Origin of the sequence: Mycobacterium sp. DL440, from assembly GCF_011745145.1 — a bacterium.
Taxonomy (GTDB): Bacteria; Actinomycetota; Actinomycetes; order Mycobacteriales; family Mycobacteriaceae; genus Mycobacterium.
Genome location: NZ_CP050191.1, coordinates 2,355,756 through 2,370,802 on the forward strand (window position 1 = coordinate 2,355,756; position 15,047 = coordinate 2,370,802).

General features: G+C 65.7%; 17 protein-coding genes and 1 pseudogene. 12 read left to right on the forward strand and 6 right to left on the reverse strand.

What is annotated here, in order from left to right:
- Positions 1–47 precede the first annotated feature (47 nt).
- From HBE63_RS11435 to HBE63_RS11445, 3 genes and pseudogenes are all read left to right on the forward strand, one after another.
- Entirely contained in the window at positions 48–374 is a 327-nt protein-coding gene (locus HBE63_RS11435) for a DUF732 domain-containing protein (RefSeq protein ID WP_166904846.1), read from the forward strand.
- An 18-nt stretch (positions 375–392) separates the two neighbouring features.
- Positions 393–647: pseudogene (locus HBE63_RS31400) on the forward strand (DUF5078 domain-containing protein); the annotation flags it as partial.
- A gap of 289 nt (positions 648–936) precedes the next feature.
- Positions 937–1,347, forward strand: coding sequence for a hypothetical protein (locus HBE63_RS11445; protein WP_166904848.1), 411 nt, complete (start codon positions 937–939; stop codon positions 1,345–1,347).
- Between the two features lie 72 nt (positions 1,348–1,419).
- Here the strand turns inward: HBE63_RS11445 and HBE63_RS11450 are convergent, their stop codons facing one another.
- Both HBE63_RS11450 and HBE63_RS11455 read right to left on the reverse strand, forming a co-directional pair.
- A complete protein-coding gene (locus HBE63_RS11450; protein WP_166904849.1) occupies positions 1,420–2,217 on the reverse strand; it encodes a thioesterase family protein in 798 nt (265 codons plus the stop codon).
- Positions 2,214–3,041 (reverse strand): RecB family exonuclease, encoded by an 828-nt coding sequence (locus HBE63_RS11455; protein WP_166904850.1) that lies wholly within the window; start codon positions 3,039–3,041, stop codon positions 2,214–2,216. The genes HBE63_RS11450 and HBE63_RS11455 overlap by 4 nt, the downstream gene beginning before the upstream one ends.
- 85 nt (positions 3,042–3,126) lie before the next feature.
- Between HBE63_RS11455 and HBE63_RS11460 the strand changes: the two genes are divergently transcribed.
- Positions 3,127–3,987, forward strand: a complete 861-nt coding sequence (locus tag HBE63_RS11460; protein ID WP_166904851.1) for a tRNA (adenine-N1)-methyltransferase — start codon at positions 3,127–3,129, stop codon at positions 3,985–3,987.
- A 117-nt stretch (positions 3,988–4,104) separates the two neighbouring features.
- On the opposite strand, the gene HBE63_RS11465 is transcribed toward HBE63_RS11460, so the two are convergent.
- The 3 genes from HBE63_RS11465 to HBE63_RS11475 are packed head-to-tail and all read right to left on the reverse strand — an operon-like array spanning position 4,105 to position 5,484.
- Positions 4,105–4,416, reverse strand: coding sequence for a DUF503 domain-containing protein (locus HBE63_RS11465; protein ID WP_166904852.1), 312 nt, complete (start codon positions 4,414–4,416; stop codon positions 4,105–4,107).
- A 7-nt stretch (positions 4,417–4,423) separates the two neighbouring features.
- Complete coding sequence (locus HBE63_RS11470) at positions 4,424–4,972, reverse strand: hypothetical protein (protein ID WP_166904853.1); 549 nt, start codon at positions 4,970–4,972, stop codon at positions 4,424–4,426.
- Between the two features lie 8 nt (positions 4,973–4,980).
- A complete protein-coding gene (locus HBE63_RS11475; protein WP_166904854.1) occupies positions 4,981–5,484 on the reverse strand; it encodes a hypothetical protein in 504 nt (167 codons plus the stop codon).
- Between the two features lie 145 nt (positions 5,485–5,629).
- Here HBE63_RS11475 and arc point away from each other — a divergent pair, with 145 nt between their 5' ends.
- Positions 5,630–7,471: a proteasome ATPase gene (gene arc / locus HBE63_RS11480; RefSeq protein WP_166904855.1), complete on the forward strand. Its 1,842-nt coding sequence runs from the start codon at positions 5,630–5,632 to the stop codon at positions 7,469–7,471.
- A gap of 67 nt (positions 7,472–7,538) precedes the next feature.
- Here arc and HBE63_RS11485 read toward each other — a convergent pair whose 3' ends face one another.
- Complete coding sequence (locus HBE63_RS11485; RefSeq protein ID WP_166904856.1) at positions 7,539–8,480, reverse strand: LysR family transcriptional regulator; 942 nt, start codon at positions 8,478–8,480, stop codon at positions 7,539–7,541.
- Positions 8,481–8,552: 72 nt separating this feature from the next.
- Between HBE63_RS11485 and HBE63_RS11490 the strand changes: the two genes are divergently transcribed.
- The 7 genes from HBE63_RS11490 to HBE63_RS11520 all read left to right on the forward strand — a co-directional run bounded on the left by HBE63_RS11490 (position 8,553) and on the right by HBE63_RS11520 (position 14,997).
- Complete coding sequence (locus tag HBE63_RS11490; RefSeq protein ID WP_166904857.1) at positions 8,553–9,560, forward strand: DMT family transporter; 1,008 nt, start codon at positions 8,553–8,555, stop codon at positions 9,558–9,560.
- Positions 9,561–9,962: 402 nt separating this feature from the next.
- Positions 9,963–10,508: a diaminobutyrate acetyltransferase gene (gene ectA / locus HBE63_RS11495; RefSeq protein WP_166904858.1), complete on the forward strand. Its 546-nt coding sequence runs from the start codon at positions 9,963–9,965 to the stop codon at positions 10,506–10,508.
- Positions 10,509–10,556: 48 nt separating this feature from the next.
- Positions 10,557–11,843: a diaminobutyrate--2-oxoglutarate transaminase gene (gene ectB, locus HBE63_RS11500; protein ID WP_166904859.1), complete on the forward strand. Its 1,287-nt coding sequence runs from the start codon at positions 10,557–10,559 to the stop codon at positions 11,841–11,843.
- A 14-nt stretch (positions 11,844–11,857) separates the two neighbouring features.
- On the forward strand, positions 11,858–12,250 hold the full coding sequence (locus tag HBE63_RS11505) for an ectoine synthase (protein ID WP_166904860.1): 393 nt from the start codon (positions 11,858–11,860) through the stop codon (positions 12,248–12,250).
- Between the two features lie 35 nt (positions 12,251–12,285).
- Complete coding sequence (gene thpD, locus HBE63_RS11510; protein ID WP_166909674.1) at positions 12,286–13,179, forward strand: ectoine hydroxylase; 894 nt, start codon at positions 12,286–12,288, stop codon at positions 13,177–13,179.
- Between the two features lie 9 nt (positions 13,180–13,188).
- Positions 13,189–14,697, forward strand: coding sequence for a depupylase/deamidase Dop (gene dop / locus HBE63_RS11515; RefSeq protein WP_166904861.1), 1,509 nt, complete (start codon positions 13,189–13,191; stop codon positions 14,695–14,697).
- Positions 14,698–14,802: 105 nt separating this feature from the next.
- Complete coding sequence (locus HBE63_RS11520) at positions 14,803–14,997, forward strand: ubiquitin-like protein Pup (protein WP_166904862.1); 195 nt, start codon at positions 14,803–14,805, stop codon at positions 14,995–14,997.
- The last annotated feature ends 50 nt before the right edge of the window (positions 14,998–15,047 follow it).

Here is a 15,047-nt window from a genome sequence, read left to right on the forward strand (position 1 = left end):
GCGAACCGCACACCCGAAACAGGCTTAGATGGGCTAAGATTCACCGCATGAAGCTTGCAGGGCTGGCAGTGATCGGTGCCGCGGCGGCAATTGCCTTCGCCGCTCCCGCACATGCCGAGATTGATACTGATTTCGCCAATGAGCTGCACACCTTCGGCATCTACGGGCAGCGTGACTACAACGCCTGGATCGGCAAGCTCATGTGCAAGCGGCTGCACAACGGCGTCGACCACACCGCCCAGGACTCGGTCGGTTTCGTCAAGAAACAACTGGCCAAGGACAGCACCGACGCCCAGGCCTGGCAGTTCACCGGCACCGCCATCAACTACTACTGCCCCGATCAGCGCGCCGTCTACGAGCAGGCCGCGCACTAACCGACTTTTGGGAGCACCATGTCCAACCGCACGAGTGTGAAAAACCTGATCCGGACCGGCGTGGCCACCTGCGCCGTCGCCGCCAGCCTGGCCGGCGCCGGCATCGCGGGGGCCGACGCCACCGACGACTACCCGATCCCCAACCGGATCCTGCGCACCCCCTGCACCGCCGAACAGATCATGGCCGCCGCCCGCGACGTCGAACCGGTCTACTACGAGCGCTACATGATCGACTACAACAACAAACCCGTCGCCGATCAGCAAGGCGCCCGGTCCGGTGATGCTCGTGGCGCCCCTATGGCGGTGCGATCATCACCGGGGCCGGCGCCCAGGTCACCATCGGCGGTACGTTGCCGGTGCTACGACGCACTCTCCAGATAGACGCAAGTAGATATACGAGTCCGCGGGAACCCGCGGCGATGATTCAGCTCGGCGGTCAGCGGGAACCCTGCCCGTTCAAGCCGCAGAATGCGGCCCCGATCGAACTGGAGTCCAGACCATGTCACCGAGCCGGCTCACGACGACCCACAGCGATCCATGGCCCCTTATCCGGAAGTGGTCCGTGTCAGTCGGGATGGGCTTGGCCCTCACCGCGGCGCCACTGCTCGTGGGTTGTGGATCCAACGAAGACACCGCCCCGACGACGACATCTGTCACCACGCCAACGACAACAGTCACGACGCCTACCACCGTGGAACCCACCTCTCCGGCTCCGGCGACCGGTGGTGAAGGCACGGTTCCCGGTGGTCCGACCGGTGGCGGGGGGCCCGAAGGCGGGGGCGGCTCGATTCCGGGTGGTCCGACCGGCGGTGGTGGACCCGGCGGTGGCGGCGGCGAAATTCCCGGTGGTCCGACCGGCAGCGGCGGGCCGGGTGGCGGGGGCGGCTCGATTCCGGGTGGTCCGACCGGCGGTGGTGGACCCGGCGGTGGCGGCGGCTGCGTTCCCGGCGTCGGCTGCGTACACGTTCCCTGACGCCATCAGCCCGATCGCGCTTGGTGCGGGCCAGCGCCTAGGCCAGGTGGAACTGACGGCGCACCTCGACGGTCACGACGCCCGCATCACCAGCAGAGTCTGGGCTGAGGTGCCGATAAACCCTTGGCGGTCAAATATTTCGGCAGTCGTCGCGCCGACACCGTCTGGTCCGATCGAGCCACGTGCCCGTAGGGCGAAGTCCGATCCCTGCGGAAGCCGGTGCAGATGCACCGAGGTATCGGTGTTCATGAAGATGAACTTGTCCGGATCCAGTGCCGCACCAATACCATTGGCAGAATCCACCACGAGCGCCAAGCGCTGCAACGCCGTCGTCTCCTCGTCGTCGACCACCGGCGTCAACGGACTCATCCACGCCACGGCCGACTCACCCTCGGCGGTGGGTTGCCGCCGCCAGGACACACTTTCCAGATAGCCCGGCGCGCCTTCCCAATTGTGTGCCACATCGGCGGCCGCGCCCTCCACCAATGGCGGGAACCGGTCGGTGACCACGTCACTGGTGTCGCTGGGCGCCAGCAGCCAGGCGGTGACCCGGGCGACGGCACGCCAGGTGCCGTCGGGCCGGGCCGCCTCCATCTCGGAGGCAACCATCGAGATCCGTGATCCCGGCCGGTCCACCCAGGCCCGAACCCGCACCGGCGCAACCGGAATCGCGCCCAGAATGTCGAGCGTCAACCGCCCGATCCGCAGGCCTGAGGCCGCACTCAACTCCTCGATCGCCTTGGTCAACAACGCCAACGGCGGTGAGCCGTGCTGAATCGCCGGATCCCAGTTGCTTCGAGTATCGGCGGTGGATTCGAACATCTGGTACTCACCCTCGGAACCGAGCCGATGGTAGTGACAGCCGATCATGCAGCTCCTGATTCTGGCCACCCGGGATACGGCGGCGGGGTGCCACCGAACGCCGGACACAAACTCTGATGTGCACACCATGAGCACAACCGTGACGGTTTGGGCCGGAAGTCGCCCGTGGCCCCGGCCGTCTGGATGGCTTTCCAGATCGCCATCAGCGTGCGCTCGAACCGCAGCAGCTCGTCATGCTCGGGGGAGTAGTCGAGCACTTGACCGTCGGCCAGATATAACAGCCGAAGCCGCGACGGCATCACGCCCCGCGAGCGCAGCAACGCGACGGCATAGAACTTCATCTGAAACATCGCCTTGAACTCGGCCTGTGCCCGCGCCTCGGGCGGGGCCTTGCCGGTCTTGTAATCGACGACGCGCAACTCTCCCGACGGTGCCACATCGATCCGGTCGACGAACCCGCGCAACAGTGTGCCGTCGGCCAGCTCGACCTCAAGGCGGTGCTCGCAGCACTGCGGATCGAACCGGGTCGGATCCTCCAGGCGGTAGTAACCCGACAACAGCGCCCTGGCCTCGGCGAGCAACGTGGCCGGGTACTCGGTGCCGGCCAGCTCGGGCTCGGCGGCGACCACCTGCTCCCACGCCGGCTCGACCAGTGTCAGCGCGGTGTCATGCACCCGCTCGGCTGCGGGAAGGCCGTAGAGCTGCTCCAACGCGGCGTGCACCAGTGAACCGCGCAGCTGTGCGGTGGACCGGGGCTCGGGGAGCCGGTCGATGGCGCGGAACCGGTACAGCAGCGGACACTGCTTGAAATCGCCGGCCCGCGACGGTGACAACGCCGGGCGGCGCGGCGTCGGGGCCGGTTCCTCACTCACACCTGTAAGCCTAGGACCGCGCCCCGACAAAGTTGCGGAACCCCGGGCACCAGGCTCGGTGCGGGTACTGGCAGGCTGGACGTCCGTGGCAGGGAAGAGACCGACCGGACCGTTCGCCGTTGGCGACCGGGTGCAACTCACCGACGCCAAGGGCCGGCGCTACACGATGGTGCTCAACCCCGGCGGCGAGTTCCACACCCATCGCGGCATCATCACCTTCGACAACGTGATCGGGCTGCCGGAGGGCAGCGTGGTCAAATCCACCAACGGCGATCAATTCCTCGTGCTGCGGCCGCTGCTGGTCGACTACGTGATGTCGATGCCCCGCGGGGCGCAGGTGATCTACCCGAAAGACGCCGCGCAGATCGTGCACGAGGGCGACATCTTCCCCGGCGCGCGAGTGCTGGAGGCCGGCGCCGGCTCCGGCGCGCTGACCTGCTCGCTACTGCGGGCGGTGGGCCCCGAGGGCCGGGTGACGTCCTATGAGATCCGTGACGATCACGCCCCGACCGCCGAGAAGAACGTGATCACGTTCTTCGGTGAGCGGCCCGACAACTGGGACCTGGTGATCGCCGACCTCGCCGACTACGACGGCCCGGAGATGGACCGCGTGGTCCTGGACATGCTGGCGCCCTGGGAGGTGCTGCCCGCGGTCTCCAAGGCGCTGGTCGCCGGCGGCGTACTGATGATCTACGTCGCCACCGTCACCCAGTTGTCGAAGGTCGTCGAGGCGCTTCGCGAGCAGCAGTGCTGGACCGAACCGCGGGCCTGGGAAAGCATGCAGCGCGGCTGGCACGTGGTGGGACTGGCGGTACGCCCGGAACACAGCATGCGCGGCCACACCGCCTTTCTGGTCAGTGCGCGCAAATTGGCGCCGGGGGCGGTGGCGCCGGTCCCGCTGCGCAAGAAACGTCAGCTCGCCGCCGCGCCTGAGTCGAGCGCCTGAATCGGCCATCTGCCGTCGCCGTTCTCTGCACCACGGTTGTCCCGAGGTTGCGATGACCGCCCTCAGGTTGAAAGCGGCGAGTAGGCCGGCGTCGAAACCGGCGAGTGGCCTGACGGCTCAGTCGTCGCTGTGGTGCAAGCCCCTTCGGGTGGAGAGTAATTCGAGCTCGGGTCGGCTGGCGACCATCCGTTCGGCGGCGTCGAGCACGTCGAGCACGTCGAGCACGTCGACCACGTGGGCACGGTCGGCGGCGACGACGGCGACGCCGATGCCGGCGCGGCGGTGCAGATCCTGGGCGCCGGATTCGGCGGCCGACACCGCGAGCTTGCGGTGCAGCTCGGCGATCACCGGCCGGATGGCCGAGCGCTTCTGTTTGAGCGAGTGCACATCACCGAGCAGCAGGTCGAACTCCATCCAGCCGATCCACATGGCCGGTTCAGCGGGGTGGGGTCGGGGCGGGCGGCGTAGACCCTTCGGCACCTGCGCCCATCACCAGTAACAGGTCGGCGGTGTGTCGGGTCAGCTGCCAGCCGTCGCCGTGCGGGGTGAATTCCATCGGGAAGCTGAAATCGCGCGCCGAATTCTCACCGCCCGCGATGACCTTGACGGTAGCCACCACGTTCTTCGGCTCGGTTTGCGACCAGGCCAGATCGGTGGCCTCGAAGGTCAGCCGGGTGAAGCCGTTGTCGGCCAGCGCGCGGCCGAACTTATCGAGCGCAGCGGCGTCATCGGCGGTGCCCTGTTCCACCAGGACGACCTTGTCGGCGCCGGGGACATTGACGTCGGCCAACCGATCCAGCACACCGGTCAGTGCTTCAGGGGCAGGCAGCGGCGCGGCCGGCGGCGTCTCCGGCATGGTCGTCGATTGCACGCTGGTCGTCGGGTGCGAAGTCTTGGCCGGGTGGTCGCCACTACTGCACCCGCAGAGCCCAAGTGCCGCCACGATCGTGGCGGCACTCAGGACTGCGATGCGGCTGCGGTTCAATTACCTACTCAGCCGACTGAAGACAGCAGGTTCAAGGCCGATCCCTTGGAAATCTGCCAGCCGGTGGGGCTCGGCCCCGCCACGAACTGGATATTCTGGGTGGCGGTGCCGCCGGTGGCCGAGGTCGCGGTCACGTCGGCGTACGCCACGCCGCCCTGGTCGTCGATGTTGGCGATGTCGAAGGTCAGCGGGAACTTCCCTTCCGCAGCGGCCTTGCTGTACGCGCGGTCCGCGGCGATGCTCTCGATGCGACCGATGCCACCCTGGATGTAGGGGGCCTTGCCGCTGAACGAGCCGCCGCTGGAGAGCGCCTGCAAGGTCTGCACCAGTGGCGACGCCAGATCCGGTGCCGGGGTGGCCGGCAGGGGCGCGTCGAACACGACCGGCTGGATCGCCGGGGCGGCCGACATGCCGCTGGATGCAATAGAAGTCACACCCGCCGCTGCTCCGCCCACCACGGCGGCGGCAGCAGCTGCGGTGATAAAGCCGGTAACGAGGGTTTTCAAGGCCACGATTGTCCTTTCGATCGGACCAACTGAACTAAGAGGCTAACAGTGGTGCTGGTGTGTCTCGTTCCTAGAGCGCACACAATGGCTGAATCGCCGGTAGCGTTGAAGTTGTTACTGCACCAACTTACGGTGCGGGAGGGAGCGCAATATGAGTGAGTCAGAGCGTTCGGACGGCCATGCCGAGAGTTTCTCGGCCGGCCACTCGCAACCTATGTCCAGCGAAGATGCCGCAGAGCTGGAATCGCTGCGGCGTGAGGCTGCGGTTCTCCGTGAGCAACTGGAGAATGCGGTAGGGCCCCAGAGTGGGCTGCGCAGTGCCCGTGACGTCCACCAGCTTGAGGCGCGGATCGACTCGCTCGCGTCGCGTAACGCGAAGCTCATGGACACACTCAAAGAAGCCCGCCAGCAACTGCTCGCACTGCGCGAGGAGGTGGACCGCCTGGGTCAGCCGCCCAGCGGCTACGGCGTGCTGCTGGGCACTCATGAGGACGACACCGTCGACGTGTTCACCTCCGGGCGCAAGATGCGACTCACCTGCTCGCCGAACATCGAGACCTCCTCGCTCAAGCAGGGCCAGACGGTCCGGCTCAACGAGGCGCTCACCGTGGTCGAGGCCGGCAACTTCGAGGCTGTCGGCGAGATCAGCACGTTGCGCGAAATCCTGTCCGACGGTCACCGGGCACTGGTGGTCGGGCACGCCGACGAGGAGCGCATCGTGTGGCTGGCCGAGCCTCTGGTCGCCGCCGAGGATCTGCCCGACCTTCCTGACGCCAGGCAAGACGATGACCGGCCCCGCAAACTGCGTCCCGGCGATTCCCTGCTGGTCGACACGAAGGCCGGATACGCCTTCGAGCGCATTCCGAAGGCCGAGGTCGAGGACCTGGTGCTCGAAGAGGTGCCCGACGTCAGCTACAGCGACATCGGCGGCTTGGGCCGGCAGATCGAGCAGATCCGCGACGCGGTGGAGCTGCCCTTCCTGCACAAGGAGCTCTACCGCGAGTACTCGCTGCGTCCGCCCAAAGGCGTGCTGCTCTACGGCCCGCCCGGTTGCGGTAAGACGTTGATCGCAAAGGCGGTGGCGAACTCGCTGGCCAAGAAGATGGCCGAGGTTCGTGGCGACGACGCCCGCGAGGCGAAGAGCTACTTCCTCAACATCAAGGGTCCCGAGCTGCTGAACAAGTTCGTCGGCGAGACCGAACGCCACATCCGGCTGATCTTCCAGCGTGCCCGTGAGAAGGCCTCCGAGGGCACCCCGGTGATCGTGTTCTTCGACGAGATGGACTCCATCTTCCGTACCCGCGGCACCGGTGTCAGCTCCGATGTTGAGACAACCGTTGTGCCGCAGCTGCTTTCGGAGATCGACGGCGTGGAGGGGCTGGAGAACGTCATCGTCATCGGCGCCTCCAACCGCGAGGACATGATCGACCCGGCGATCCTGCGGCCCGGCCGCCTCGACGTCAAGATCAAGATCGAGCGGCCCGACGCCGAGTCCGCACAGGACATCTTCTCGAAGTACCTGACCGAAGCGCTGCCGGTGCACGCCGACGATCTCGCCGAGTTCGGCGACGACCGGGCCCTGACGATCAAGACGATGATCGAAAAGGTCGTAGACCGGATGTACGCCGAGATCGACGACAACCGGTTCCTGGAGGTCACCTACGCCAACGGTGACAAGGAAGTCATGTACTTCAAGGACTTCAACTCCGGCGCCATGATCCAGAACGTCGTCGACCGGGCGAAGAAGAACGCGATCAAGGCCGTACTGGAGACCGGTCAGCCCGGTCTGCGTATCCAGCACCTGCTGGATTCGATCGTCGACGAGTTCGCGGAGAACGAGGACCTGCCCAACACCACCAATCCCGATGACTGGGCCCGTATCTCGGGCAAGAAGGGCGAGCGGATCGTCTACATCCGCACGCTCGTCACCGGGAAGAGTTCGAGTGCTTCGCGGGCGATCGACACCGAGTCGAACCTGGGTCAGTACCTGTAGGCCGGTCTGGGTACTCCGGCATCCCCTCGGGCTTGGCGCACGGCCGAGGGAACTGACCCAGGGGGCGTCATGGCGGAGTCGGCAGCGCCGACCTTCCATGCTCGCGTTCGACGGTCGATGAGCGGATGTCAGAAGCGATCCCGGTAAGTTCATCGAGCACGACGGCCACCGCGGGCCGCGTGCTCGCGCCTGCGCGGGTCACCGCCTCCACCCGCCGGGCCACCGAGATGTCGGTGATCGGCAGCCGCACCAACCCGCGGGTCAGTCTCACGTAGCGGGGCATCAGGGCGATACCGGTGCCCACCTGCACCAGCTCCTCGACCACACGGAAATCGTTGATCCGCTGCGTGATTCGGGGCTGGACGCCGGACAGGATTGCAATCGAGTTGAGTACGTCATCGACCATCAACCCACCTTCGACACCGATCCAGTGCTCGTCGGAGAGCTCGGCCAGCCGAACTTGATCGCGGTCCGCGAGATGATGCCCAGGCGGTAGGACGACATCCAATGGCTCCCGCAACAGTTCGGTGGCCTCGAAGCGCGGGCCCCACGAGGCGGTGTCGCGCTCGTCGCGGTGCACCACCACTACATCGAAGTCGGCGAGTTGTGCCGGGCCCCGGGCGGCAGGAACGTCGATGTCGCGCCCGAGCACCTGGACCCCATGTTCGGCTGCCCGGAGGATCAACGGGGCCAACAACATTGCCGCCCCGGAGGGAAAGAACGAAACGCTGACGGTGCCGCGGGGCCTGCTGCGGTAGGCGTCCATCTCGGCCCGGGCGCGGTCCAGTGCCGCCAACACGGCGTCGGCGTGCCCTACGAGCACCTGCCCGGCGTCGGTCAGGCGCACCCGTCTGCCGTCGGGTTCGATCAATGTCACGCCGGCCTCGCGCTGGAGGATCTTCAGCTGCTGGGAGACGGCCGAGGGCGTCATGGACAGCACCTGGGCCACTGCGGCGACCGTGCCGTGGTCGGCGAGCTCGCGCAACATCCGTAGGCGACCGGCATCCATGAAGTGATGCTACATATAATGTGTAAAAAGAGTAGCTTGACTCAACTATTGATGGATTGCACGCTGATCCGCATGGCCCAGCGTTCCACCGACTTCTGCCTACTTGCCGTCGCTGTGGTGTGGGGATCGAGCTATCTGGCCACCAAGGAGATCGCCGCGCCCGACACGGTTTTCGCGCTGCTGGTGGTGCGTTTCAGTCTCGCCGCAGCGGTGCTGGCTGCCGTCCTGTGCCGGCGGCTGACGGGATTGACCGGCCCCGAGGCGGCTTCCGGTGGAGTCGGTGGAATCCTTCTGTCCGCGGTCTGTGTTGCTGAAACCTACGGCGTGACAATGACATCGGCGTCCAATGCGGGACTGATCATGGCACTGACCATCGTGGCCACACCGATGATCCAGCGCCATCGGGTCGCGCATCGCTTCTACCTGGCGGCAGCGCTTGCGGTGATCGGCTGCGCGATGCTGACCCAATCCGGCGGTCTGGCCGATCCGCAGGCGGGTGACGTGGTGATGGTGATCGCCGCCCTGTTGCGCGCGGTACATGTCACCGTCATGGCGCGAATGTCGGCAGCGAATGAGATCGACTCGGCCCGAACCACTCTGGTGCAGCTGATCACAGTCTCCGCAGTGGCGCTCGTACTGTGCGCGGTGTCCGGGCAGTCCGTACCGGCGACGATCGCGGCGTACGGCGTGGCCGCCTGGTCCCTCACCGGGTATCTGGTGTTGGTCTGCACGGTGTTCGCGTTCCTCGTGCAATTGCGGGCATTGAGCACGACCAGCCCGGCCCGAGTCAGCCTCCTGGTGGGCACCGAACCACTGTGGGCCGCCATCATCGGTGTGACGGTGGCCGGTGATCCGATCACCGGCGCCGGAATCGCCGGAGCCGTGCTGGTGATCATCGGCACGACGTGGGGGCGCACGGTGTTGGCGACACCGGACTCGGCGTCGCTCCAACTCCGGGTAGGAGTCCCGGCCGGACGCCCAGCGCAGGTTGCTGCGGTGATTTCGGGTAGCCGCGGCGTCCGCTGCGGATCGCGTGGCGTTGCCCACAGGGAGACGCGGCGACCGCGGGCAGTGCCGTGATTAACGACACCCGCCGAGCTTATTTGACGCTAATTGAATTTGGACCACATCCTGCGATTATTAAAATTCCGTTTGAATTTTTGGCGCCGAAATATCCAGATGACCCCTTTGTGGATGGGGTTCTGTCCGCCGGTCGGACGGGTGTGCTATGGGGCGGGCGGTTGGCGCTCGGGGTGGCACCCCTGCGCCAATGTAACGATTCGATAACAGCGCTAATACTTTTCTGGAATTGACGAATGTCGCAGTTATTGCAGGTCAAAGGCTGTGATCGCAGACGGATTACCGCTTCCGAGGCGGTGTCGGAGCTTGATCCGGGCAGAGGGGTGTGCTTACGTCGAAGGCACCGATGGCTTGAAACTGACGATGATCGCTGAGAAGTTCGGTGGTGACTTTTAACTCGATATGCGTGTTTTAGAAAGCGTTCCTGGGCGCCATTCCCGGGAAGAATTCCTGCGCCAACCACGGGGTACCGATGCGATTGGCATCCGTGACCTCGCGGCAGCTACCGGGGTGCTGGATCTGAATTCCACTTACGCCTATCTGCTGCTGGCAACCGATTTTGCTGCCACGTCAATCGTGGCTGAACGTGATGGTGACCTGCACGGATTCATCACGGGCTACCACCCGCCGCCGCGACCGGATGTCCTGTTCGTGTGGCAGGTCGCCGTCGCGCCGTCGGCGCAGGGCGGGGGACTGGCCAGCACGATGCTCGACGCACTCGTGCACCGGGTGCGGTCACAGCGCGACGGGCGCCCGGTCACCGTGGAAGCCACGGTCTCGCCCGGGAATGCCGCCTCGCGCGCATTCTTCGGTGCCTTCGCGCGCCGTCACGGTGTACCGCTCGTCGAAGACCCGCATTTCGGGTGTGACCTGCTGGATGCGGGCGGAGCGCACGAGGATGAGCCCATCCTGCGGATGGGACCGATCACTACACCGCTTTCTCACTGAAATCAGTTATCTGATAACCATTTTGATCCAATTTGGAAGGATTTTCCCTTGCTGCTGGCTACGACAGCGCCCCTGACCGAATCTGACCTGCCCGACGTCTTCAGCTCGGTTGAATCCGAGGTCCGCAGTTATTGCCGCAGCTGGCCCACCGTGATGAACAGCGCCTCGGGCTCCTGGGTGACCGACACCTCGGGACGCACCTATATCGACTTCTTCGCCGGGGCGGGGGCGCTGAACTACGGTCACAACAACGCCGCCCTCAAGGAGCCGTTGCTCCAGTACCTCGCGTCCGACGGGATCGTGCACTCTCTGGACATGGCGACCGCGGCCAAGCAGCGGTTCCTCGAGAGCTTCGAACGGCTCATCCTGCGGCCGCGCGGGCTCGATTACAAGGTGCAGTTCCCCGGGCCGACCGGGGCCAACTCGGTGGAGTCGGCACTCAAGCTTGCCAGGAAGGTGACCGGTCGCGAGTCGGTTATCAGCTTCACCAACGCATTTCACGGAATGACGCTGGGCGCCCTGTCGGTCACCGGCAACTCGATGAAGCGGGCCGGCGCAGGCATCCCGTTGGTGCACGCCACCCCGATGCCCTACGACAACTACTTCGGCGGGGTCACCGAGGACTTCCACTGGTTCGAGCGTGTGCTCGATGATTCGGGCAGCGGTCTCAACCGGCCCGCCGCGGTGATCGTCGAAACCGTCCAGGGCGAAGGCGGTCTCAACGTCGCCCGGATCGAATGGCTGCATGCCCTGGCCGAATTGTGCCGCAAGCGCGACATCCTGCTGATCGTCGATGACGTCCAGATGGGATGTGGCCGCACCGGGCCGTTCTTCAGCTTCGAGGCCGCCGGCATCGTGCCCGATATCGTCACGATATCGAAGTCGGTCAGCGGCTACGGGCTGCCGATGGCCCTCACGTTGTTCCGCCGCGATCTCGACGTGTGGACACCGGGCGAGCACAACGGCACATTCCGTGGCCACAACCCAGCTTTCATCACCGCCACGGCGGCAATCGAGACATATTGGGAAAACGACGAATTCAGCGCCGAAACGGTCGCCAAGGGTGAGCTGACCCGCGCCCGGCTCGAGGAGATCGCCGCGGCCCACGACGGAGTGACCGCCCGCGGCCGCGGGATGGCACAGGGCATCAAGTTCGACCAGACCGACCTGGCCGGGCAGGTATGCCGGGCCGCGTTCGACCGCGGTGCGCTGATGGAGACCAGCGGCCCGTCCGACGAAGTGGTCAAACTGCTGCCGCCACTGACCACATCGGCCGCCGAATTGTCCGAGGGTCTCGACATCCTCGCCGAGTCCGTCGCCGTCACGCTGGCCTGAGGAGGCTTGAAAACATGATTGTCCGCACCACCGCTGAGATCACCGGCACCGACCGCGACGTGGCTGACGCCACCTGGCGATCCAAGCGGATCATCCTGGCCGGCGACGGTGTCGGTTTCTCATTCCACGAGACCACCATCGAAGCCGGGTCTGTCAACGAATTCCACTACCAGCATCACGTCGAGGCGGTCTGGGTCATCGAGGGCACCGGCACGCTGACGGATCTGGAGACGGGACAGCAGTACCCGCTCGCCGACGGAACCATGTACCTGCTCAACAACAATGACCGCCACCGGGTGACCTGCGACGAGCAGCTGCGCATGCTGTGCGTGTTCAACCCTCCGGTGACCGGGCGGGAAGTGCATGACGAGAATGGCGTCTACCCGGCGCCACAGTCGGTGGCATGACAGCAGTCCAGCGAGAAGCCGAAGGCGGATCGTGCATGCGCGCGCCCAGCGAGGAACGGACGGACCACTACCCGACACGGCTCGACCACGCCATCGAGCCGATACCGCGCCGCGAGCCTGCGGTGTGGGGTGGCGCAGCCGACGGTCCGCTCGGTCAGCATCACCTGGACGGTTTCTCCGAATATGGGTACCTGGTGGCGCCGGAGACCGTGTCGGACGACTGGCTGCCGCTGTTGCGGCACGAAATAGATCGGATCGCAGCGGATCTGGAGTCCGATGACCCACGGGTGATTCGTGAGCCGGGTGGGACGATCCGGTCGATCTTCGAACCGCACCTGCTGAGCGACCTGGTCGCACAGCTGGTGCGGCTCGAGACGGTCTTACCGATCGCGCGACAACTGCTGGGCGGTGACGTCTACATCCACCAGGCCAGGATCAACCTGATGCCCGGGTTCACCGGGACCGGGTTTTATTGGCATTCGGACTTCGAGACCTGGCATGCCGAGGACGGGATGCCAGGGATCCGCGCGGTCTCGTGCTCGATAGCGCTGACCGACAACTACCCGTACAACGGGTCGCTGATGGTGATCCCCGGATCGCACCAGACGTTCTATCCGTGCGTCGGTGCGACACCCGAGGACAACCACGGCACCTCACTGGTGGCCCAGAACATCGGCGTGCCCGATCAGACGACGTTGACCAAAGCCGTCGACGAGCACGACATCCACCAGTTCACCGGTCCGTCCGGTACCGCCCTGTGGTTCGACGCGAACCTGTTGCACGGTTCGGGGTCCAACATCACACCGCTGCCGAGGTCGAATGTCTTCCTCGTGTTCAACTCGGTGGACAACGCGCTGACGGACCCTTTCGCGGCCAAGCGGCCACGGCCCGAATACCTGGCGGCTCGGGGCGCACACGTCGTCACCTAGGCTGGCCCCATGCAACGGATCATCGGAACAGAGGTCGAATACGGCATCTCCTCGCCGTCCGATCCGACCGCCAATCCGATCCTGACGTCGACGCAGGCGGTGCTGGCGTACGCAGCAGCCGCCGGGATCCAGCGCGGCAAGCGCACCCGGTGGGACTACGAGGTCGAATCCCCGTTGCGCGACGCTCGCGGATTCGACCTGTCCCGGGCCTCCGGGCCGGCTCCGATCGTCGATGCCGACGAAGTCGGCGCCGCCAACATGATCCTCACCAACGGGGCCCGGCTGTATGTGGACCACGCCCACCCGGAGTACTCGGCGCCCGAGTGCACCGATCCGATGGATGCGGTGATCTGGGACAAGGCCGGTGAACGCGTGATGGAGGCCGCCGCCCGCCACGTCGCCAGCGTGCCCGGGGCGGTCAAGCTGCAGCTCTACAAGAACAACGTGGACGGCAAGGGCGCCTCGTACGGGTCGCACGAGAACTACCTGATGAGCCGCCAGACCCCGTTTTCCGCGGTGATCGCCGGCTTCACCCCGTTCCTGGTGTCACGGCAGGTGGTGACCGGCTCGGGCCGCGTCGGTATCGGGCCGTCCGGCGATGATCCCGGTTTCCAGCTGTCCCAGCGGGCCGATTACATCGAGGTCGAGGTCGGCCTGGAAACCACGCTCAAGCGCGGCATCATCAACACCCGCGACGAGCCGCACGCCGACGCAGACAAGTACCGCCGGCTGCACGTCATCATCGGTGACGCCAACCTCGCCGAGACGTCGACCTACCTCAAGGTCGGCACCAGCTCCCTGGTGCTGGACCTGATCGAGGAGGGTCCGCAGTTCGGGCTCGACCTGTCCGATCTCGCACTGGCCCGGCCGGTGCATGCGGTGCATGTGATCAGTCGGGATCCGTCGCTGCGGGCCACGGTCGCGCTGGCCGACGGTCGTGAGATGACGGCTCTGGCAATGCAACGGCTCTATCTGGAGCGGGTGGCCAAGCTGGTCGAGATTCGTGATCCGGATCCGCGGGCCTCCCATGTCGTCGAAACCTGGGCCCATGTCCTGGACCTGCTCGAACGTGACCCGATGGACTGCGCCGAAATCCTGGACTGGCCGGCCAAACTGCGGTTGCTGGAGGGGTTCCGTCAGCGCGAGAACCTCGGCTGGCAGGCGCCGCGGCTTCACCTGGTCGATCTGCAGTATTCCGACGTCAGGCTCGACAAGGGCCTGTACAACCGGTTGGTGGCGCGCGGTTCGATGAAGCGCCTGGTCACCGAACAGCAGGTGATCGACGCGGTCGACAACCCGCCGACCGACACTCGGGCTTACTTCCGCGGCGAATGCCTGCGCCGTTTCGGCGCCGACATCGCCGCGGCCAGCTGGGACTCGGTGATCTTCGACCTCGGCGGCGATTCGCTCGTCCGGATTCCCACGCTCGAGCCGCTGCGTGGAAGCAAGGCGCATGTCGGCGCCCTGCTGGACTCCGTGGACAGCGCCGCGGAACTCGTCGAGCAACTCACGAACTGACGATCTCGACCGGTGAGCTATCCCGGGCATTCCGGGTGCCGACCGGTAGTGTGGAAGAACCGGTTGGGCGGTTAGCCCGACCGATCACAATTGCAGGAGGCAGCGATGGCTCAAGAGCAGACCAAGCGTGGCGGTGGCAGCGGCGAGGATGACGACCTCCCGGGTGCATCGGCCGCCGGCCAGGAGCGTCGCGAAAAGCTGGCCGAAGAGACCGACGACCTGCTCGACGAGATCGACGACGTGCTTGAAGAGAACGCAGAAGACTTCGTCCGCGCGTACGTCCAAAAGGGCGGCCAGTGACCTGGCACGAAAATCTGCCTCTGTCCCAACCAACACTCTCCGGTACCCCC